This is a genomic window from Verrucomicrobiota bacterium JB022 (assembly GCA_030673845.1).
Taxonomy (GTDB): Bacteria; Verrucomicrobiota; Verrucomicrobiia; order Opitutales; family Oceanipulchritudinaceae; genus WOUP01.
This window is the reverse complement of record JAUTCQ010000019.1, coordinates 41,013-63,253: the sequence shown is the minus strand read 5'-3', so window position 1 is coordinate 63,253 and position 22,241 is coordinate 41,013. Positions and strand designations below refer to the sequence as shown.

15 protein-coding genes are annotated in these 22,241 nt (G+C 62.6%); 4 read left to right on the top strand and 11 right to left on the bottom strand.

Going from position 1 to position 22,241, the window contains the following annotated elements:
• The first annotated feature begins 31 nt into the window (after positions 1-31).
• From Q7P63_15315 to atzF, 4 genes are read left to right on the top strand one after another with little or no spacing between them, the layout of a single operon-like run.
• Positions 32-775 (top strand): urea carboxylase-associated family protein, encoded by a 744-nt coding sequence (locus Q7P63_15315; GenBank protein ID MDP0501461.1) that lies wholly within the window; start codon positions 32-34, stop codon positions 773-775.
• Between the two features lie 18 nt (positions 776-793).
• A complete protein-coding gene (locus Q7P63_15310) occupies positions 794-1,441 on the top strand; it encodes an urea carboxylase-associated family protein (protein ID MDP0501460.1) in 648 nt (215 codons plus the stop codon).
• Between the two features lie 20 nt (positions 1,442-1,461).
• Positions 1,462-5,070: an urea carboxylase gene (uca, locus tag Q7P63_15305; GenBank protein MDP0501459.1), complete on the top strand. Its 3,609-nt coding sequence runs from the start codon at positions 1,462-1,464 to the stop codon at positions 5,068-5,070.
• 11 nt (positions 5,071-5,081) lie between these two features.
• Complete coding sequence (atzF, locus tag Q7P63_15300; GenBank protein MDP0501458.1) at positions 5,082-6,809, top strand: allophanate hydrolase; 1,728 nt, start codon at positions 5,082-5,084, stop codon at positions 6,807-6,809.
• On the opposite strand, the gene Q7P63_15295 is transcribed toward atzF, so the two are convergent.
• The 11 genes from Q7P63_15295 to lepA all read right to left on the bottom strand — a co-directional run bounded on the left by Q7P63_15295 (position 6,800) and on the right by lepA (position 22,240).
• Entirely contained in the window at positions 6,800-9,292 is a 2,493-nt protein-coding gene (locus tag Q7P63_15295; GenBank protein ID MDP0501457.1) for a BNR-4 repeat-containing protein, read from the bottom strand. The genes atzF and Q7P63_15295 overlap by 10 nt on opposite strands.
• 118 nt (positions 9,293-9,410) lie before the next feature.
• On the bottom strand, positions 9,411-13,052 hold the full coding sequence (locus Q7P63_15290) for an efflux RND transporter permease subunit (protein ID MDP0501456.1): 3,642 nt from the start codon (positions 13,050-13,052) through the stop codon (positions 9,411-9,413).
• Between the two features lie 69 nt (positions 13,053-13,121).
• The gene (locus tag Q7P63_15285; GenBank protein MDP0501455.1) at positions 13,122-14,987 is read right to left on the bottom strand and encodes an efflux RND transporter periplasmic adaptor subunit; all 1,866 of its coding nucleotides are present in this window, start codon (positions 14,985-14,987) and stop codon (positions 13,122-13,124) included.
• Complete coding sequence (locus tag Q7P63_15280; GenBank protein ID MDP0501454.1) at positions 14,977-16,269, bottom strand: TolC family protein; 1,293 nt, start codon at positions 16,267-16,269, stop codon at positions 14,977-14,979. Before Q7P63_15280 ends, Q7P63_15285 begins: the two co-directional genes overlap by 11 nt.
• 39 nt (positions 16,270-16,308) lie before the next feature.
• Positions 16,309-16,866 (bottom strand): RNA polymerase sigma factor, encoded by a 558-nt coding sequence (locus tag Q7P63_15275; protein ID MDP0501453.1) that lies wholly within the window; start codon positions 16,864-16,866, stop codon positions 16,309-16,311.
• Positions 16,867-16,880: 14 nt separating this feature from the next.
• On the bottom strand, positions 16,881-17,354 hold the full coding sequence (locus Q7P63_15270) for a periplasmic heavy metal sensor (GenBank protein ID MDP0501452.1): 474 nt from the start codon (positions 17,352-17,354) through the stop codon (positions 16,881-16,883).
• Positions 17,351-17,680: a hypothetical protein gene (locus tag Q7P63_15265; GenBank protein ID MDP0501451.1), complete on the bottom strand. Its 330-nt coding sequence runs from the start codon at positions 17,678-17,680 to the stop codon at positions 17,351-17,353. The genes Q7P63_15270 and Q7P63_15265 overlap by 4 nt, the downstream gene beginning before the upstream one ends.
• A gap of 203 nt (positions 17,681-17,883) precedes the next feature.
• On the bottom strand, positions 17,884-18,624 hold the full coding sequence (gene rph, locus Q7P63_15260) for a ribonuclease PH (protein ID MDP0501450.1): 741 nt from the start codon (positions 18,622-18,624) through the stop codon (positions 17,884-17,886).
• Between the two features lie 71 nt (positions 18,625-18,695).
• A complete protein-coding gene (locus Q7P63_15255) occupies positions 18,696-19,100 on the bottom strand; it encodes a lysozyme inhibitor LprI family protein (GenBank protein MDP0501449.1) in 405 nt (134 codons plus the stop codon).
• 114 nt (positions 19,101-19,214) lie between these two features.
• Complete coding sequence (lepB, locus tag Q7P63_15250) at positions 19,215-20,438, bottom strand: signal peptidase I (GenBank protein ID MDP0501448.1); 1,224 nt, start codon at positions 20,436-20,438, stop codon at positions 19,215-19,217.
• The gene (gene lepA / locus Q7P63_15245; protein MDP0501447.1) at positions 20,438-22,240 is read right to left on the bottom strand and encodes a translation elongation factor 4; all 1,803 of its coding nucleotides are present in this window, start codon (positions 22,238-22,240) and stop codon (positions 20,438-20,440) included. The genes lepB and lepA overlap by 1 nt, the downstream gene beginning before the upstream one ends.
• Position 22,241 lies beyond the last annotated feature (1 nt).

The window sequence follows — 22,241 nt, the reverse complement described above, 5'->3', positions numbered from 1 at the left end:
TCGTATTACGAATTTAAAAAATAATCATACCATGACTCAACTTCCCCCCATTCCTGAAGGAGACCTGCTACACCGGGAGACGATCCGCGGTGGCGGCATGTGGTCCAAAGTGATCGGGCGCGGCAAGACCCTGCGTCTGACCGACCTCGAAGGCGGCGCCAATGTCGGCCTCCTGCTCTACAATGCGCTGGAGCGGCACGAGCGCTACAACATGCCCGATACGCTGAAGGGGCAGCACATCTTTTACCTCACCGCGCCTTATTGCCTCCACTCCGACATGGGCCGCCTGTTGTGCTCGATCACGGGCGACTCCTCCGGCTGGCACGACACCGTCTGCGGCTGCTCCGACGCTAAGCTGGTCCGCCAGAAGTATGGCGAGAAGACCTATGAGGAGGCCCGCAACGACTTTCACCGCAATGGGCGCGAGTGCTTCCTGATCGAGCTGGCCAAGTGGGGCCTCAGCGAAAAGGACCTCGTGCCCAATCTGAACCTCTTCAGCAAAGTGATCTCAGACGAAGAAGGGGCGCTCAGCTTTGATCCTACCCACGCCAAAGCCGGGGCCGCCATCGACCTGCGTTGCGAGCTGGACGTGCTCGTGGTGTTCAACACCTGTCAGCATCCGCTCGATCCCAACCCGCAGTATGCCCCCAAGCCCGTGCAGCTCGAAGTCTTCCGCAACGCCCCGGTGGTCGAAGACGACCCCTGCCGCCTCTCGCGCCCCGAAAACGGTCGCGCCTTCCAGAACACCGAGGTCTACAACCGCCTGCGCTTCTAGCCCACACCCACGACCGCCATGTTGACCGAAAGCACTTACGAACCGGCCCAGGCCGTTTATCGTCACACCATTCTTGCGGGTGATCGCTGGATGCACGTCGTGCGTCAGGGCCAGATTTTCCGCATCCACGACCTCGAAGGCAATCAGGCCGCCGACACCCTGATCTACGATGCGCATCACCCGGACGACCGCTACAGCGCCAGCGACACGATCCAGCGGCAGGGCAAGCTCTATCTGACCACCGGCAGCGTGCTCTACTCGAATCTCGGCCATGCCCTGATGACCATTGTGGCCGACACCTGCGGTCGGCACGATACGCTGGGCGGCGCCTGCTCGCGCGAGAGCAATACCATGCGCTACGCCCTTGATAAGGAGCACATGCACGCCTGCCGCGACAGCTTTATCCGCGGGGTGCAGGAATGCTGCGAGCACCACCTCGATAAGCGCGACATCACCTGCAATATCAACTTCTTCATGAACGTGCCGGTGACGCCCGATGGTCGGTTGACCTTCGCCGATGGTATCTCGGCTCCGGGCCGCTACGTGGAGCTACGGGCCGAGCGCGATGTCTACGTGCTCATCTCCAACTGCCCGCAGCTCAACAACCCCTGCAACGCCTACAACCCGACGCCCGTCGAAGTCCTGATCTGGGACGGCGACCGTTAAACGCCCTGCCTGCTGCCCGTATGTTCAACAAGGTTCTCATTGCCAACCGGGGCGAAATCGCCTGCCGCATCATCCGCACCCTGCGCCAGCTCGGCGTCCGCTCCGTCGCGATCTATTCCGATGCCGACGCCTACGCGGCCCACGTGAGCCTGGCGGATGAGGCAGTGCGCGTCGGCCCGGCCCCCGTCGCCGAAAGCTACCTCAACGTCGTCGCGATCCTCGAAGCCGCCCGCCAGACCGGAGCCCAGGCGATCCACCCCGGCTACGGGCTGCTGAGCGAGAATGCTGCCTTTGCCGAGGCGTGCGAAGCGGCAGGCGTGGCCTTCATCGGCCCGACGCCCGAGCAGATGCGGCGCTTTGGCCTCAAACATACCGCGCGTGAAGTCGCGCAAGAGGCCGAGGTGCCGCTGGTGCCGGGCACGGGCGTGCTGGCCGACGTGCAGGACGCGCTCGTGCAGGCGGGCGAGATCGGCTACCCCGTGATGCTCAAGAGCAGCGCAGGCGGTGGTGGGATCGGTATGCGCCTTTGCCGCGACGCGAAAGAGCTGGAACTGGCCTACGCCGCCGTCGAACGTCTGTCGCGCAACAACTTCAACGATGCCGCGCTCTTCCTCGAAAAGTATCTGGAGCGCGCCCGCCACATCGAGGTGCAGATCTTTGGCGACGGGCAGGGCAGGGTGGTGACGCTCGGCGAACGCGATTGCTCCGTGCAGCGCCGAAACCAGAAGGTAATCGAAGAGACCCCCGCGCTCGGGATCACGGAAAGCCTGCGCACGGCCTTGGCCGAAGCCGCCCGTCGTCTAGGCGAAAGCATCGGCTACCGCTCGGCGGGCACGGTGGAGTTTATCTACGACGTAGGTTCGCAACAATTCTACTTTCTGGAGGTCAATACGCGCCTGCAGGTCGAGCATGGGGTGACGGAGTTGGTGACGGGCGTCGATCTCGTCGAATGGATGGTCCGCCTCGCCGCCGGTGGCTGGGAAGTCCCCGCTCAGAATTCGATCCGCCCCCAAGGCCATGCGATTCAGACCCGCATCTACGCCGAAGACCCACTGAAGAACTTCCAGCCCAGCACGGGTGAGTTGACCGAAGCCGTGTTCCCCGAATGGACCCGCGTTGACCGTTGGGTCGAGCGCGGCACGGAGGTGAGCCCTTATTACGACCCGATGCTGGCCAAGGTGCTCGTGTTGGCAGGCGACCGCGCCCAAGCTATCACGCGCATGCAACAGGCGCTGGCAGAGACGCGCCTTTCGGGGGTGGAGACGAATCTTGAATTTACTCGCCAGATCTTCGCCCAGCTCGTGTTTCAAGAGGGTAAGGTGCACACGCGCTTTCTCGAAGGCTTTACCTACGTCAGCCGCACGGTGGACGTGTTGGCACCCGGCACTTTCACCACGGTGCAGGACTATCCCGGCCGTGTAGGCTATTGGGATGTGGGCGTGCCGCCATCCGGCCCGATGGACAGCCTGGCGTTCCGCCTTGGCAACCGCATCCTTGGTAACGACAAGGACGCCGCCGGGCTCGAGATCACGCTGACAGGCCCAACCTTGAAGTTCCAGGGCGCGACCACGATTTGCCTCACCGGGGCCGAAATCGAAGCCACGCTCGACGGCGAGCCCGTGCCGCATTGGCAAGCCGTGCCGGTATCGGCCGGTGCCACGCTCGCGCTCGGCAAAGTGAAAGGCACCGGCTGCCGGGCTTACCTCGCCTTGGCGGGCGGGCTGGATGTGCCGGCTTACCTCGGCAGCAAGGCCACCTTCACGCTGGGCAAGTTTGGGGGGCACAATGGTCGCACGCTGCAAGCCGGGGACGTGCTCCACCTCAGCGAGCAGGAGCAGACCGAAGCCGAAACGCTGCCTGCAGCTCTACAGCCTCGCTACGGCGACACTTGGCAGGTGCGCGTGCTCTACGGCCCGCACGGCGCGCCGGACTTCTTTACCGAAGGCGACATCGCGATGTTCTTCGGCACCGATTGGGAGGTGCATTACAACTCGGCCCGCACGGGCGTGCGCCTGATCGGCCCCAAGCCGAAGTGGGCCCGCACCGACGGCGGCGAGGCGGGTCTGCACCCGTCGAACATCCACGACAACGCCTACGCGATCGGCGCCATCGATTTCACCGGCGACATGCCGATCATCCTCGGCCCGGATGGCCCCAGCCTGGGCGGCTTTGTCTGCCCGGCCACAATTATTGCCGCCGACCTCTGGAAAATCGGCCAGTTCCGCCCGGGTGACAAGGTGCGCTTCGTGCAGGTGAGCCATACCGAGGCCGACCGCCTGCTGGAGGCGCAGGAGCGCATGCTCGTGACGCTACAGGCTCCGGCGGCCAAGGCGACCGACAATACAGCCGGCGATCCGGCGATTATCACGCGCTTGGAGCCCACCGCCGACCGTCGTCTGGCCGTGACGTATCGCCGCTCGGGGGACCACGCGGTGTTGGTCGAATACGGCGAAATGGTGCTCGACCTCAACCTGCGCTTCCGGGTCCACGCGCTGATGCAGGCGCTGCAAGATCAGCCCTTGCCCGGCCTGCTGGAGATGACGCCGGGCATCCGCTCGCTGCAGGTGCGCTATAACCCCCTGCAGCTTAAACTCTCGGCGCTCATGGACCACCTGCTGGCGCTCGAAGCGGGTCTGCCTTCGGTCACGGAGATGACGCTGCCAACACGCATCGTGCACCTCCCGCTGTCCTGGGACGACGAGCAGACGCAGCTCGCGATCCGCAAGTACGACCAGATCGTGCGCAAAAACGCGCCCTGGGCGCCCAGCAATATCGAGTTTATCCGCCGCATCAACGGTCTCGATTCGATCGAAGAGGTGAAGGACATCGTCTTTAACGCCAGCTATCTTGTGCTCGGCTTGGGCGACGTCTACCTCGGGGCGCCGGTGGCCACCCCCATCGACCCGCGCCACCGCCTTGTAACGACCAAATACAATCCGGCCCGCACATGGACGCCGGAAAACGCGGTCGGCATCGGCGGTGCCTACATGTGCATCTATGGGATGGAGGGCCCGGGCGGGTATCAATTTGTTGGCCGCACCGTGCAAGTGTGGAACCGCCAGCGCAGCACGCCACTGTTTGCCTCCGGCCAGCCGTGGCTGCTGCGCTTCTTCGACCAGATCCGCTTCTACCCAGTGAGCCACGACGAGCTGATGCAAATGCGTGCTGACTTCCCCCATGGACGCTTTACGCCGAAGGTCGAGGAAACGACGTTCGATCTCGGCGATTACCAACGCTTCCTGCGCGACAACGCCGAAGGCATCCGCACCTTCAAGCAGCACCAGCAGGCTTCGTTCGAGGCCGAACGTGATCGCTGGGTGCGCGACGGGCAGGCGACTTTTGAGGCCGAAGACGGCTTCACCGATGGCTTGCTCGACGACGCCGAAGCGTTGCCCGAAGGCTGCGAGCTGCTTACGGCCCAAGTCACCGGCAACGTCTGGAAGATCGCCGTGCAGCCCGGCCAGCGTATTGCCGCCGGCGACCCGCTCGTCGTGCTCGAATCCATGAAAATGGAGGTGGGCTGCCCCGCGACGCAGGATTGCGAGGTGGTGGAAGTCCGCTGCCACGAAGGCACTGCGGTTCAGACCGGCCAGGCCCTCGCCGTCATCCGCCCGCTTGCCACTGCCTAGAAAAACGCATCATGGCCCTTTCCCTCGACCTCAAGACTCTGCGCGCGGCCTATGTGCAAGGCCGCCTCACGCCCCGCCAACTTGTCGCGCAGCTCGACCAGCGCTGGCAACAGGTGGACGATCCCGCGATCTACCTGCACCGTCTCTGCGCCGAAGAGCTGGAGCCTTACCTGCAGCGTTTGGAGCAGCAGTCGCCAGTCGATTTGCCCCTCTACGGCATCCCGTTTGCGATCAAGGACAATATCGACCTCGCAGGCGTGCCAACCACCGCCTCGTGCGCAGACTACCGTTACGTGCCGGAGGAATCGGCGCATGTGGTGCAGCGCCTGATCGACCTGGGCGCGCTCCCGCTGGGCAAGACCAACCTCGACCAGTTCGCGACGGGCCTCGTCGGCGTGCGCTCGCCCTTCGGCGTGCCACGCAATGCCTATTCGGCGGAGCATATCCCCGGCGGCTCCAGCTCGGGCTCGGCGGCAGCCGTCGCACAAGGCCTGGCGAGCTTTTCGCTAGGGACGGATACGGCGGGGTCGGGCCGCGTGCCGGCTGCTTTCAATCACCTCTATGGCGTCAAACCGACCCGTGGCCTGCTCAGCGCGCTCGGCGTCGTGCCGGCCTGTCGCTCGCTGGACTGCGTGTCGATCTTTGCCCTCAACGCCGCCGACTCCCGCACGCTACTGGAGCTGACGGCCGACTACGACCCCAAGGACGCCTATGCTCGGCCTGCCCGAAGCAACGCCTTCCCGCAGCGTCCGACGCCCGTGATCGGCATCGTAGCGCCCGAGCAATGCAAGTTCTTCGGCAACGCAGAATACGAGCGCCTTTACCGCGAGACGCTCGCCCGGCTGGAGGCGCAAGGCGTGCAGACCCACGTGGTAGACTTTGAGCCCTTCGCCGAAGCCGCCCGCCTGCTCTACGAAGGGCCGTGGGTCAGCGAGCGCTATTGCGCGATTCAGGAGCTGATCGAGCGCAACACGGACGCCTTGCACCCCGTAACGCGAAAGATCATCGGCGGCGGAGCGAACCTGAAGGCGACCGACCTCTTCAAGTCACTCTACCGGCTGGAGGCCCTGAAGCGTGAAGTGGAACGGGTCTGGCGCTCGGTGGACGCGCTCCTGACCCCGACGGCTGGCACGATCTACACGCGTGCCGAGGTGGAGGCCGATCCTGTCCAGACCAACAGCAATCTGGGCTTCTATACCAATTTCATGAACCTGCTCGACTGCTGCGCGCTGGCGGCACCCGCTGGGTTTACGGAGCAAGGGCTGCCCTTTGGCGTGACGCTGGTTGGCCCGGCCTTCAGCGACCGTCGCCTGCTGGATCTTTGCGCGCAACTGCCGCTCGAACCGGAGACCACGCAGCCCATCGTCGTCTGTGGCGCGCATCTGCAGGGCCTGCCGCTCAACTGGCAACTGACCGAACTGGGCGCAACGTTGCAGGAGGCCACCCGCACGGCACCCGTCTACCGGGCCTACGCGCTCCCCGGCTCGATTGCCAAGCCCGGCATCGTGCGCGTGCCGGAGGGTGGGGCGGCGTTGGATGTGGAAGTCTGGGACCTCCCTAAACGCCACTGGGGCACCTTTGCCGCCCAGATCAGCCCGCCGCTCGGCCTGGGCTGGGTCGAGCTGGCCGATGGCCGCCGCGAGCTGGGCTTCCTCTGCGAATCGATCGCCACCACGGCCGCCAAAGACATTACAGCCAACGGCGGCTGGCGGGCCTATCTGCAGGCAACTCAATCCTGATAGCTTACCGGCTCCTCGTCCGCGACCAGCGCATAAATCTCCGAGCCAGCAAGCAGGAACGCGCCGACGCCAAACGCGTCGGTGTGGGACGGGTCGAAGCCTTCCGGTGCGGCACCAATGGGCTGGATGTGCTCGACCTTGCCATCTTCACGCACACAAGCGGTCATGGCGTTCCAGGCGCGGCGAATGGCGGGCAGCGTTGCTTCGCGGTCAAGCAGACCGTGGTTGACGCCCCAGGCGAGTGCAAAGGTGTAGAAGGCACTGCCGCTGACCTCCCGAGCCTGGTGTGAATCCGGAGCAAGCAGGCCGGGACGCCAGAGACCGTCGGGCTGCTGGGCGGCGAGCACCGCAATCATCATGCGCTGGTAGAGGGCAACGTAACGCGGGTAGTCTTGATGGTCTTTTGGAAAGCGCGCCAGCACACGGGCTAGCCCTGCCGCAACCCAGCCGTTCCCGCGCGACCAGTAGATGTTCTGACCGTTGGGCTCGCGCACATCCAGGTAGCTCTGATCGCGCGCATAAAATCCATCCACCGGGCTAAACAGGAAATCGGTCGTGGCCCACCACTCGCGGTTGGCAAACTCCAGATAGCGCTCATCACCCGTCAGCAGGTAGGCATCCAGCAGCGAAGCCGGCCCCATGAAGAGGGCGTCGCACCACGACCAGCGGTCGTCGACGTGTGGTGTGCCCCATTCCAGCAGGGCGGGCGATGGGTTCTCGATGATGTTATCCAGGTAAGCCAGCGAGGGCTTCATTGTGGCAGGTTCGTCCATGCGGCGGCCTAGTTCCGCGTAGGCCTGAATGACCGCATAGTCATCGGCGTGGTAGGGGCGCGGGGCGGGCTTCCATCCCATCTTCTCAAACCGGCGCTGCAACTCGCCCTCGATCCGTTCCGACGCCGTATAACGCGCCGCCTCCAGTGCCCCGATGTAAAACGGCGCGATTTCCCAGCCGCGTGGGTCGCGTTGGTAATCGAAAGCAAATTGCCACTCCGTCACTCGTTCGAGGATCGGCAGTATCTCGGCGGGCACGAGCGGACGCTCCAGCTCCCCGGCGGCAGGAATCGGCAATGCCTCGTGTTCCTTTGACGCGCGGTTGTCCGCCAGTTCGGCGAGGAAGGGGCTCCAGATGAGGTTGGCGACCGGCGTAGGCTCGACATCGGCCGCTTGCTGGTCATTGCCGTCACGCTGTGTCACGGGCTGGACGAGCAGGTGCAGTTGGCGCATCCGCAGCCACTGCTCCGGATCAAACGAAGGCTCCCAGGCACCCAGCGATGTTGCGGTGAGATCGGAGATTTTCCAAATAGGCTGCTCCGTCTCGATATTAGTGCTGGAAGCGATCACCGCTCGCCCATCGCGCTCGTCGTCGCGAAAAGCCACATAAGCCATGACTGGACGGCGCCAGGGGCGTTCCACCACCACGACCGCACGGGAGAGAGGCGGGCGCTTGGTGTTGGTACCGGAGAGCGTAAAGGGCTGTGTGCGCTGAGTGATTTGTGAAGTGCGCCAGCCTTGGCCGTCGAACCGCACCAGATGATACTGCGGAACATCCGAGCCCTCGGGCGCCCAGTAATTGACCAGCAGCGGATTGCTCTGGCTATCTGCTGAAACGGCGGGCGGATTCATCAGGCTCCTGCCTTGCGGGATTCGCACGGCATAGTCGGCGGAAGCTTGAGTAATTGGCAACTGGAGGGGCTTTCCGTCGATGGTCGTCCACTTCTTACCGCCATCGGTGGAGCGCGCGTAGGCGATGTCGTGGTTGGTAGCCACGTCGGGTGATTCGCGCCAGACCCAGGCCAGATGGAGCGTGCCGCGACGGTCATAATAAAAGGAAGGGTAGGCGCTGCGCTGGCCCTCACCGTCGAGCACCTTGTCCTGCACGCGCGACCACTTTTGTGTCTCCACATCGTAGCGGTTGAGCACGAGGTTGCCCTGACCGGAAGCTCCGTCGCGGTAAAACGCCAAGAGGTCGCCGTCGCGCAGGCGGATGAACGACGGGTAGGTCACGCGGGATTCGTCGCGACCGACCATGCGCTGTCGTGGCCCAAGCTCCAATGAGCCCGGTTCGACCGAACGCGCGTAGTTGAGGCCGTTGCCGTGGTGATCCCACGCGACGTGCAGGTAGCCCGCGCCGTCTACGACCAGGCTGGCGGAGTTGTGGGCGTCAGCAACTTTCCCCGTATAGGGCGTGCGCCGTGTCTCCCAGGTATCGGAGCCGATGGCGCGACGGGCCAGCACCAGCGTACCATCAGCAGCATAAAAGGCCGCATATTGCGTGCTCCGGTGCGTAAAAAGTGTGTGCTGCAGGCCCGCAATCACGTTTACGGACGAGCCGGAGAAACCATCCCCTGCAATCGGGAGGATGCGGGTCGATTCCGGCGAGGCAGGCTCGACCCGTGGGTTCAAGGTGTCCGCAAAAGACGTGAGGCTAGCCCCAATGAGGGCACATAGGAGGAGGGGAACGCGCAGGCGTGGCAGGGGCATGATCACAGAGGGATTTTAGGGTGGTGGCGCGGCGGGGGGAAGACGCTAACCCTCTATTGCCATCGCAAGCGCTGTCCGTCAAAACCCCTGGCCGTCAGACCGTCAGAACAGTCCGCACTTATTTCACTCCCCGCAGCTTCAGGCCAATCTCTGCCAACAGGCAGTAGAGCACGGGCACGATGAAGATCGTGATGATCGCAAGGCACATCCCTCCGAAGGTAGGAATTGCCATCGGCACCATCACGTCGGAACCGCGCCCGGTGGAAGTCAGCACCGGCAACAGCGCGAGCACCGTCGTGGCGGTCGTCATCATGGCTGGGCGCACGCGACGGCTGGCCGCCTCCAGCACACGCTCGCGAATCTCCGCGCGGTTGGTCGGCGGAGCTTCCTTGAAACGTTGCTCCAGATACGTGGCCATGAGCACCCCATCGTCGGTCGCGATGCCGAAAAGTGCCAGGAAACCGACCCACACCGCGACGCTGAGATTGATCGTGTTGATCTGGAAAAGCTCCCTCAAGTCGTGCCCAAAGAGCGAGAAGTGCAGGAACCAGTCTTGCCCGTAGAGCCAGAGCAGAATGAAGCCGCCGGCCCAGGCAAAGGCCACTCCGGAGAAGACCAGCAAGGTCACCAGCACCTTCTTGAACTGGAAGTAAAGGATGAGGAAGATCGCCAGTAGAGAAAGCGGCAGCAGGATGCGCAGGCGCGCTTCGGCCCGCAGCTGGTTTTCATAGCTGCCAGTGAAGGCATACGTGACGCCCGTGGGCAGTTGGAGCTCACCGGAGGCGCGCATCTGCGTCAGCATCTCGTCGGCCTGTTCGACCACCTCGACTTCGGCCCGCCCCGGCTGCTTATCAAAGATGACGTAGCCGACCAACGCCGTATCCTCGCTCTTGATCATCTGCGGGCCGCGCCGGTATTCGATGCGCGCCAGCTCCTTCAGAGGGATCTGCGTGCCATCGGGGGCAGCTACAAGCACGTTTTCGATGGTTTCGGGCGAGTCGCGTAGTTCACGTGGGTACCGCACCCGGACCGGATAGCGTTCGCGCCCTTCCACCGTCGTGGTGATCGGGCGACCACCTACCGCCACTTCGATCACATCCTGGACGGCTTGAATCCGCAGCCCGTAGCGGGCGATGGCTTCGCGGTCGATCTCGATTTCGAGGTATGGCTTGCCCACAATACGATCGGCCAGCACGGTTTCGCTGCGGATCGACGGTACTTGCTGAAGCGCTTCCTCGATCTGCAGTGCAGCGCGTTCAATCGACTCCAGGTCGGGCCCTTTTACCTTGAGGCCCATGGGGGCGCGCATCCCGCTTTGCAGCATCACCAGGCGGGCGGCAATCGGTTGGAGCTTGGGCGCGGAAGTCGTGCCGGGGATACTGGCGGCGCGGGCGATCTCGTCCCAAATATCGTCGGGACTGCGGATTTCGTCGCGCCACTGGCGAAACGGTCGGCCACGGGAATCGGGGATCAGTTCGCCAGCCGCATCGCGACGGAATTCTTCGGCCTTCTGATCGTAGGCAAAATTGAGAATACGGCCGTCGTCGTCCGTCTTGTATTCGGACTTGTAAGCGATGATGGTCTCGATCATCGACACCGGCGCGGGGTCTAACGGGCTATCCGCCCGGCCCAGCTTGCCGACCACGCTTTCGACCTCCGGGATTGCGTTGATGGCCATGTCCTGCTTGCTGAGCACGTCCATCACCTCGCCGATGGAGGCATGCGGCATGGTCGTAGGCATGAAGAGGAATGAACCTTCGTCGAGCGGCGGCATGAACTCTTCGCCAAAGCCGGGCACCGCGTGCGCCATCGTCACGTAGGGCTGGCTAGACTTGATAGGCTGGGGCAGCCACCCAAAGACCTGCGGCCAGCCGACCCACGCCGTGAACCCGAACAGCACCACAAGCGCGCTGGCGAAGAGGAAGGGCAGCTTGGCCCGCAAGACATGGGGCAGCAGCCGGGGGTAGAGCCAGACAAAGCCCAGCATCGGCAGCAAAAGCCCACCCACTGCGATCAGCACAAAGACGATGTTGCGGAACGTGTATTCGGCCCCCAAAGGACGCCACTCACCCGCCAGGATAACGGCCACCCACACGACCACCGCCACGAGCAACAGCGGGTGCACGAACTTGCGGTAACGGGATGAGCCCTTGGCGAGGGCAGGGCGGCTGAAGCGCTTCGGCAAACGCCAGCCCAAGACCGCATGCGCAAGCGGTGGAATGATTGTGAGCGCGACCACAATCGAGCCAATCAGGGCAAAAGTTTTGGTGAAGGCCAGCGGACGAAAGAGCTTACCCTCGGCCTCCTGCATGAAGAACACTGGCAGGAAGCTGATCACGGTCGTAAGGACGGCCGTCAAAACCGCGCTACCCACCTCCGCACTTGCCCGATGCACCACCTCCAGACGGTTTTCGCTGGGGTCTGCCTGCTTGAGGTGCTTGAGGATGTTCTCGGTCAGGACGATGCCCATATCGACGATCGTCCCGATGGCGATGGCAATGCCGGATAGAGCTACGATGTTGGCGTCGATGCCAAACGCTTTCATCCCGAGGAAGGCAAAGAGCACCGCAAGCGGCAACAGGGCCGAGATCATCAGCGCGCTGCGCAGGTGCAGCACCATGAGGACGACGACGATGATCGTCACCAAGATCTCCAGTGACACCGCTTCCTCCAGCGTGCCGAGCGTCTCCTTGATCAAGCCCGTACGGTCGTAAAACGGCACGATCTGGACCTGGCTTTCGGTGCCATCGGCCAAGGTTTTCTGCGGCAGGCCGGGCGAAATCTCCGCAATCTTGGCCTTTACGCGCTCGATGGTGGCCAGCGGGTTCTCGCCAAAACGCGTCACCACGACACCACCCACCGCTTCCGCGCCCGCCTTATCCAGCGCACCACGGCGCAAAGCCGGACCGTATTCGACGGAAGCGATCTGCTCCAACGTCACCGGCACACGATCGCGCGAAGCCACCACGGTCTGGCGCAGATCGTCGAGGCTCTTGAGAAAGCCCACACCTCGGATCACGTATTCCACGCGGTTGATCTCGATGGTGCGTGCGCCAACGTCGAGGTTGCTACCCCGCACGGCATCGAAAACCTGCTGCAAGGTAAGGTCGTAGATCCGCAGCGCATCGGGATCTACGTCGATCTGGTATTCGCGCACAAAGCCGCCGATGGAAGCCACCTCCGCCACGCCATCCACCCCTTGCAGGGCATAGCGCACATACCAGTCCTGCGTGGAGCGCAGCTCATCGAGGTCCCAGCCCCCGGTCGGCTTGCCTTCGCGATCGCGGCCTTCGAGTGTGTACCAGAAAACCTGACCTAACGCAGTCGCATCCGGCCCCAATTGTGGCGTCACGGCTGGAGGCAGCGTGCCGGTGGGCAAGCTGTTGAGCTTCTCCAGAATGCGGCTGCGGGACCAGTAAAACTCCACCTCTTCCTTGAAGATCACGTAGATCGTCGAAAAGCCGAACATCGAGTAGCTGCGGATCGTCTTCACCTCCGGCAAGCCCAGCAGGGCCGTCGTCAATGGATACGTCACCTGGTCTTCGATGTCTTGGGGCGAGCGGCCCATCCACTCCGTAAACACGATCTGCTGGTTTTCACCGAGGTCAGGGATCGCATCCACCGGCACCGGATCGCGCGGCAGTCCGTCGATGTCCCAATCGAAGGGCGCGACGATAATGCCCGCCAGCACCATCGCCCCCGTCAGGAGGACGACGACCAGCTTGTTTTCCAGGCAAAAACGGATGAGTCGGGAAGTCATGGAAGGAATAGGAAAGATGTCAGGCAGGAAGCCCTGCCTCTACGGTTCAAAAACGGACGCTTGCTGGCTCTACTCGATCTTCGCTTTCACTTCGCCGCATTTGAGCATCATCGCCCCGAAGTAAGGATTGCGCAATTGGTCGCTGGCTTGCAGCCAGTCTGCCCCATGATCGCCATACACCATCGGGCAATGCATCACGTAAAGCGTCTCCCCAGCGGCCTCGGGCTGTGCCTGCAACGCCGTAATGAGCGCGGCAGAGAGCGTATCGAAATGCGGCTTGCGCAGCGCATCGAGCGATTCTGCGCCCAGCATCGCATGCACGAGATCCGCTGGGGCGCCCGTATGCCCGGTTACTTGCATCAGAGAGCGTAAAGACGCCTGTGCAGCCTTGAGGTCGTCGTTGGCCAATGCCTGTTGCAGCTTCAGGTAACCCGGCAGGAGCTGCTGGGCGGAGGCGGCATCGAGGCTCAGCCCTGCCGCATCATGGGTGTGGGGGCGGGTGGGCTGAGCAGCTTGCCCGTGATTATGCCCCGGAGCAGGCGCATCGCCCTTGGGATTCATCATGCTCGGCTTGGCCTGAATCTGCAGGGCACTGTCGATCTTGAACGCGCCTTGCGTGACCACCTGGTCGCCTTCCTGAAGGCCCTCGTTCACAATGAAGTCGTTGCCAGCCTTGGGCCCCAGGACGATCTCGCGACCCTCAAACGTGGGACGCTCCGTATCCGGCAGGCGCACGTAAACGACGGCTCGGGTGCCCGTCTGCAGTACGGCTGAGCTCGGCACCACCAGCGGCGCCTCGCGGTCGCCCGTATCGACAAAGCCCAAAGACTCCGCTGGCACGAGGTCCATCCCGCAAATGTCGCACTGGCCGGGGCCATCCTTGACGATCTCGGGGTGCATGGGGCTGATCCATTTGCCCGCCAGATCAGGCGAAAAGGCACGCCCATCCGCCGCCAGTCTGGCCTCCACCACGCCACGGGCAAACATGCCCGGCTTCAGGCGACCATCCTCGTTCGGCACGTTCACGCGCACCGGGACGGTTCGGGTCTTGCGATCCAGCACCGGCTCGATGAAGGAAATCGTGCCCGTAAAAGTCTCACCCGGGTAGGCCTGCACGGTGAATTGGACCTCCTGGCCATAGCGCAAGGCGGGCAGATCCGATTCGTAGGCGTTCAACTGAAGCCACAAGTGCCCCAGGTCTACGATGGTGAAAAGCGACTGCCCCGTCTGCACGTAGCTCCCCTCGTTGACGTTGCGGGAGCCGACGACACCGGAAATCGGCGCGCGCAGCTCTATATGGTCCGAGGCCTCGCCGTCGGCCAGGATGGCGTCGATCTGCTCCGGCAGCAGGTCCCAGAGGCGCAGCTTCTCCCGCGAGGCCCGAGCCAGTGGACCTTGCGGATCGACCCGCGATGCAGTCAAAAGCTCGCGTTGGGCTGTGAGCAATTCCGGGCTATAGACTTCGGCCAAGTGCTCGCCTTTGGCCACCTCTACGCCGGTATAATTCACGTAAAGCCGTTCGATGCGGGCCGGGAAACGTGCGGTCAGCGAGCGGACTTGCGTTTCGTCGTATTCAAGCGTGCCGACCAGGCGGACCTTCGCGGTAGGGAAACGGCGCTCGACGGGCTGGGTCTGCACTTCGGCCAGGCCCAACGCGCTCTCGCTCATCTGCATGGCTCGCGGGCCAGCTTCATGCTCCGAGTCTTCGACCAAGGGGATCAAGTCCATGCCACAAATCGGGCAGTCGCCGGGCTCCGGTTGGCGAATTTGCGGGTGCATCGAGCACGTCCAGATCTTCGCTCCGGCAGCGTCTTCCGAGTGGCCGGCAGGGGCATGGGAATGGCCGGCATCCGGCGCGAGTGCGCGCCCGAGCAGCAGCCCTAAAGCCAGCAGTGCAGCTGCACCGCCGATGACAAACAAACGGTTAATTTTCACGATTCAAAGTAGGTTGGAAAGTTTGGGCAAGGGGTTGGTTGGTGAGCGTCTGCAACACCACACGCTGCTGCGCGGCATCAGCGGCGGCCCGCCAATAGAGTAGTTGAAGCTCCAGTTTCGAGCGTTCGCTGTCGATCAGCTCCAGCAGCGTTGCACGCCCGACCTCATAGCTTGTCCGGCTGATTTCGGCAGCTTGGCCGGCCAAAGGCAGCAGCGTATCGCGGTAAAGCGTCAGGCGCCGGTCCGCATCGCGATAGCGGGCAAGGGCAGCGGCAAGCTCAGCCTTCAGGCCGTTCTCACGGTCCCGCAATTCCGCCTCGGCTGCGCGTTGCTGCTGGTGAGCCTCATCGCGCTGGCCATCGTATTTCCCCCGCCAGACCGGGAGGTTGACGGATACCATCACCCCCCACGCGTCTTTGCCTGGATCGGAGCCGGCCATCGGCATCCCCGGATCGCCGATCTGGATGTAATTGAGACCCAAAGTGATGTCGGGAAAGTTCTCCAGGCGGGCGATCTCGCGCCGAGCTTCTGCGCTCTCTACCCTCCGGGCGAGCATCTGCAGCTCCGGGTGATTGGCTTCCAGCGCCAGTTGCAGCGACGGGCCGTCGAGGGCTTCCGTAGCCGGAGCGCTCCACTCGGGCCAGATCAGCGGCTCCCCTGGCTCCATCCCCAGCAGTTCGCGCAGTTGGGCCGACTGAGCGGCGCGCTGTTGCTCCAGAGTCTGCAGGCGATCATTGAGCTTCCCCAGCTCGACTTGCAGGCGCAGCACCGGGTTCAGATCGCCTCCGCCCCGCACGCGCTCCTCCACCATCGGCAGCAACTGGTCCAGCAGGTCCACATTCGAACGGGTCAGCTCCAACGCCTTGGCGGTGTAGGCATACTCGTAGAAGCCCATCGCCACCCGCCGAGCAAGGGCAAGCTGCTGATTCTGATAGGCATACCACAGGGCTTCGGCCTCGGCGCTGGCGGCGTTGCCACGAGCATCCAGTTTGCCAAACCACGGCAGGCGCTGGTTGAGCATGATCGCGTTTTCCTGAGGCCCATTGCGTGTCTCGACGCTTTCGACAAAGTGCGTCACCTGCAGCATGGGGTCGGGTAGGGACCGGGCCTGCGGGATACGCGCCTGTGCCGCTTCGTAGCGGGCGGAGAACGCCTCCAACCCGGGATTGTCGCGTTGGGCCGTCTCCAGGTAATTCAGCAACGTGCGCGGGGCCTCCGCACCATTCAGCAGCGGCAGAAACGCGAGGGGCCAGAGCCCGCGAATGAAAGTGCTCCAATTCATCGGTCGATACTGTTGAAACGTAGCTCGGGCACGAAACCCTCAGCTTTTTTGACGCAAGGCGCTCAATTTCTCCCGCAAGATGTTGCGCGCCCGATAAATGCGGGTCTCTACCGACTTGCGCGTAGTCTCCATCACCTCTGCACACGCGTCGTAGGAGTGCCCCTCCAGAGCACAAAAGACGAAGGGGAAACGCAGCTGGTGCGGCAGCTCGGCCACGGCCGCATCAATCGCGGCCAACTGCTCCCGTGCCACCGTTTCGGCATGGGCATCGCGCCCGGAATCAGCCGGTGCGACTTCGTCCGCCTCCAAGGGCTCGTGAAACCACCAACGCTTGCGCCTCCGCAGCCGATCGCGGCAAAGGTTGGCCGCGATGGAAAAGATCCAGGTGCGCACCGCCGCCTTGGGTCGGTAACGGGCGGCGTTAAAAAACACCTTTACGAAGGTCTCCTCCGCCACTTCAGCCGCATCCTGCTCGCTGCCAAGGTAGCGCCAGGCCAGACGGAAAACCGGCTCCTGATGGCGCGCAATCAACTCCCGCAACGCAGCCTCATCGGCCTGTTGCAGTCGCTGCAGCACTGCTTGATCGGCATCTTCCATGCAAGGCCGTGCTTTTACTCGGGCTGGCTCAAGGCCTCCACCGCCAGTTCGCGCAAGCGGGCCTGCTTTTCCGGCGGCAAGACGCTCAGCATCTCGTAATAGTGCTGAATCGCGAGCTCCTGCAGCCGCCCATGCACTTCATGGATGCGATGCACCTGGGCGGTAACTTCGGGCGTGTAGCTGTCGTTGTCGTGCAGCAGTTGCGCCAGCGTAGCGATGCGCCGGTTGAACTCGGCCTCCAGCTCGGTCCGCTCTTGGCGGTAATCGGCCTCGAAAGCGTCGATCCGTGCAGCTTCGTCTGCGCTCAAGCCCAGCTCCTGATGCAGCCAGGCATGTCCATGGTGCGGCTCGTCGTGCTGCCAAGGCGTATGCTTGGGGCCAAACCACGAGACCGTCAACAGCGAGACGCCCGCACAGACGGCCACCAGCAGCAGCGCGGCGACCATCAACCGAACAGCGCCCACACGAGATGTGTCGGAATCGTTCATGGCTTGGTCGGAGCGTCGAGGTGGACGATGTGAGTCTGTGTCAGTGCATCGAAGCCAAAGGCACGGCTCAGCTCCGCCTGCCGGTCGGCCTGCGAAGAGACGGAAAACAGCGTCACCGCTGTGCTTACGCCGATGCCCAGCGCGAAGGCTCCCAGTGCGTAGGCAGGCCGGCTCGTCAACCCGGAGAGCCACGCCCACCAGTCGGCCCGTTGTTCAGATTGCTCCAGCCGCACGCGCCGTAGCACGTTGGCCTCGAGCTGGGCGGGGCAGGGGGGCACGGGCCTGCTCCGCAACCGCTCCACCGACTGTTCGAATTCGTCTTGCATGGTAATACTCTAAACGCAGCCAAAGAAGAAAACCCTCAACGAATGAAAAAACTCTCCCTCCAAATGCGAGCGTCCACTCTGCGCTCTTTGAGTAACTACGACGGCCAGAAAGACGATCTCAAACAATCCAGTCCTGCTCCGGGTAAGCAGCAGGGTTGAAAACTGGCCCGGCGATCATCCGAGCCAGTCCATTGGGCAGAAGTCTACAATGCTTCCGCAATCGCGCGGGTTTGCAGCTCGGTCAGTTCCTGGATGCCTTTTTGCGCGAGCTGGAGCAGTTGGGAAAGCTCCTCGGGGCCAAAGGTGGCTTCTTCGCCGCTGGCCTGAGTCTCCACGTAGCGCCCCTTGCCGGTCATGACGATGTTGGCGTCGACGCTCGCGTCCTTGTCCTCAATATAGCAGAGGTCGAGGATCGGGTGACCTTGCCAGACGCCCACGCTGATGGCGGCGACGGAATCGGTAAAGGGACTCTCAGCCAGCTTACCTGCGGCGATCGCACGCTGCACCGCAATCTGGCCCGCAATGTAGGCACCCGTAATCGAGGCTGTGCGGGTGCCGCCATCGGCCTGGAGCACGTCGCAATCGAACCATAGGGTGTAGCCGGGCAGCTTCGAGAGGTCGGTCACGGCCCGGAGGCTACGGCCAATCAGGCGCTGGATCTCGATCGTGCGACCATCGACCTTGCCCTTGGTGGCGTCACGGGGTTTGCGGCCCAGAGTCGAGTAGGGCAGCATCGAGTACTCTGCCGTCATCCAGCCTCCCGTCTGGCCCTCCGCCAACATCCAGCGCGGCACATCCTTTTCGAGCGAAGCAGCGCAGATCACCTGCGTATTGCCGAAGCGAATCAGGATCGAGCCCGCAGCCGCCGGAGCGATGTCGAGCTGGTAGGAGACGGGGCGCAGCTGGTCGGCTGAGCGTTGATCGGGGCGTGAAAGCACTTGCATGGTCGAAGATGCAAAACGGGCAGGGTGCGCTTGGCCAGCCTAGAGCGACAATAATAGCGCAAGCATGGCAATTAATCTCGCTCATATGCCTCCAGCTCTTTGATGTGAACACGGGTAAGCTGCGCGAAAACTTCGTTGTGGATCAACGGTCGAATACTGCCGCCTTCATACTGAAGCCCCGAGAGGCGAGTGGCCGCTGATCGATACGCCTGCCAATGACGCTCCGACTCCCGAAACTGCTCTCGCATCCTCGGCTCGATTTCTGCGCAAATACGTGCCCTCAAATCGCGTAGTCTTGAATCGAGGTAGTCCGCGACCGCCTTGGAAGCGAGATCCATATCGGTCTGAGTGTCTGCTTCGGCCAGCTCGTGCTCCAACTCCTGAATCCTTGGATCATCCAGAATGCCTGCCGAAAGCGAGAGGGATAAAAGCCCAATGGAAGAGCAAACAAGGATAAAAACAATTCGATTAGACATAATCCCTATTGTGCATGAATTGTAATCTAAGCATTCAAGGATGCTCCTTCTTGAAGAATTCTGCTTTCAAGGCCGAGCCGCCGCAGGTAAGTCGGCGACCCGTCTCCATTTCTATTATTCGGCAGCGCCCCAGCGCGGGCTGATGGGATAATAGATGAAGCCCGCCTTCCCGACCATCGAGCGTTCTGGCACGAAGCCCCAGAAGCGGCTGTCTAAGCTCTCGTCGGAGTTATCGCCAAGGACGAAGTAATTGCCTTCGGGGACGACGAATTCATCGCCGGGAAAACGCGAGGTACCACGAAAGCGCGGATTGTCGCCCCGCAGGTAGCCTTCGTATTCGCCTTCCTGCGCCGCATTGCGAGTAAAGGCATCGGCCCCATCCAGCGGTTGCCCGTTGCGGATGACTCCCGGTTCGCGGATTTCGAGCGTATCGCCCTCTACCCCGACCAAGCGCTTGATGTAGTATTTGCCGCGCTCGCCTTCGTCCATGCCCGGCACATTGGTCGTGTCGAAGACCACCGGATCGCCGACTTTGGGCTTCACAAAGTGATAACTGAAGCGGTCTACGAACAACTGGTCTCCGGTCAGAATGTCCCAGGACAAGACGGTTTCGCCCGCCTGCACGCGTGTGCCGGTGGCGTACGCGGCCTGGCCGTTGACCATGGTGCGCCGAGCTTGCCCCTGCACCATGAGGCCTTCCAGCAGCGGACGGTAATCGTATTCGGCCGGCACATCGAATTGCACCGGCTCTCCACCCACGAGCAGCGTAAAGCGCAGCTTTTGCGCCGGGATCACCAGCATGCTGCGGCCACTGACGGGCTGAGGCTGCTCCATCCAGACGACTTCCCCGCTCGCGGGTGCCTTCAGCTCGAAATGCTGCACGCCACGGCCAATCTTGCGCAAGAGCTTCCACGCGCCTGCCGGCTCTTCTGCCGGATCGTCGTAGAGCTGCGTCGTCATGCCGTGGTAGGTCGGATACATTGAATTGGTGGGGATCTTCATCGGCTGGAAGAAGAATTGCCGGATCCCGAGGCCGAGGATGGCCATCACCAGCAGCGTTTCAATCCAGTCGGCCCCACCGTGCTTGGGGTAATAGTAGCCGCCCGTGCGCTTGAGAATTGGCTCCACGCGGTCGATGGCTGCCGCGTAAGGAGCAATCTCACGCGGCTTGGCCTTCAGCAGGCGCTTCAGCTCGGCACGCGCCTCGGTCAACTCGCGCAGGTCGTCTTCGGCCAGCAGATCGCGGCGGTAGTGGTAGACTTTGCTGGCGACTTCCAGCCAGTCCTTGGTGGCGCGGCGAGCCTGGCGGAGGTTCTTGAACGAGGCGGCAGTGGTCATCAGTTGCTGGTTTTGAGAATGTCGATGAAGGCTTCCTGCGGGATCGCGACCTTACCGATCTGCTTCATCCGCTTCTTACCTTCCTTCTGCTTCTCAAGCAATTTTTTCTTCCGGGTAATGTCACCGCCGTAACACTTGGCGGTCACGTCCTTGCGCAAGGCACCCACGGTCTCGCGAGCCACCACCTTGCCGCCAATCGCGGCCTGGATGGCGACCTTGAATAGCTGGCGAGGCAGGATGTCCTTCAGCTTTTCGCAGAGTTGGCGTCCCCTACCCTCGGCCTTGTCGCGGTGCACGATACTGGAAAAGGCGTCCACGATGTCGCCGTTGACCATGATATCGAGCTTCACGAGGTTGCCCTCCTGATAGTCGTCGAAATCATAGTCGAACGAGCCATAACCGCGGGTAATGCTCTTCAGGCGGTCGTTGAAATCGATCAGGATTTCGTTGAGCGGCATCATGGCCGACATCATCACGCGTTCGGCATCCAGCGACTCCGTATGGTGGATCATGGCGCGCTTTTCCATCAGCAGAGCCATCACGTCGCCCATGTGCGAGCTGGGGAAGTGGATCGTGGCCTTGATCATCGGCTCCAGGATCGACTCGATTTCACTCGGGTCGGGCAAGTAGGCCGGGTTTTGCACCTCGATCTTCTCGCCGTCGCTTTTGATGACGTGGTAGACGACGCTCGGGTAAGTCGAAATGATGTCGAGGTCGTATTCGCGGCGGATCCGCTCGACCACGATCTCCATGTGCAGGAGGCCGAGGAAGCCGCAGCGGAAGCCGAAACCGAGTGCCACGGAGCTTTCCGGCGCAAAGGTGAAGGCGGCGTCGTTGAGGCGCAGCTTGGCCACGCTGCTCTTCAGCTTTTCGTAATCGCTGGTGTCGATCGGGTAGATACCGGCATACACCATCGGGCGCACTTCCTGATAGCCCGGCAACATCTTCTGGGCCGGGTTGTCGACGTGCGTAATCGTATCGCCGATCTTGATGTCGGCAACTTCCTTGATGCTCGTCACCAAATAGCCCACACAGCCGTCGAAGAGCTCATCCTGGGGCTTTTGACGGGGAGAGAAGATGCCGACTTCCTTGATTTCCGTCTTCGTCCCGTCGCTCATCATCATGACTTGGTCGCCCCGCTTGATGCGGCCCGAGAAGACGCGCACAAAGCAGATCACGCCCTTGTAGGCGTCGTAAACGCAGTCAAAGATGAGGATGCGGGTTTGCCCGTAATCGGCCCAGCGAGGCTGCGGGATGCGCGCCACGACGGCTTCGAGAATCTCGGGGATGCCCTTCCCTACCTTGGCGCTGGCGAGGATCGCGTCCTCGGCCGGCAACGCGAGGATGTCCTCGAGCTGGCTCTGGATCTTGGGCACGTCGGCGCTCGGGAGGTCCACCTTGTTGATCACGGGGATGATCTCCATGCTGAGGCCCATCGCGAGATTCGCGTTGGCCACCGTCTGTGCCTCGATGCCTTGGGCGGCGTCGACGAGCAGCAGCGCACCTTCGCACGCGGCCAGGCTGCGCGAGACTTCATAGGAGAAGTCTACGTGCCCGGGCGTGTCGATCAGGTTGAAGATGTAGTCTTCACCACTCGGGCTGACGTATTTGAGCGTCACCGGGTGGCTCTTGATTGTGATCCCCCGCTCGCGCTCCAAGTCCATGGCGTCGAGCAGTTGGGCCTTCATCTCCCGCAGTTCGACGGTCTGGGTCGCCTCCAGCAGGCGATCACTCAGGGTCGTCTTGCCGTGGTCGATGTGGGCAATGATACAAAAATTACGGATGCGGGAAAGCTGACTCATG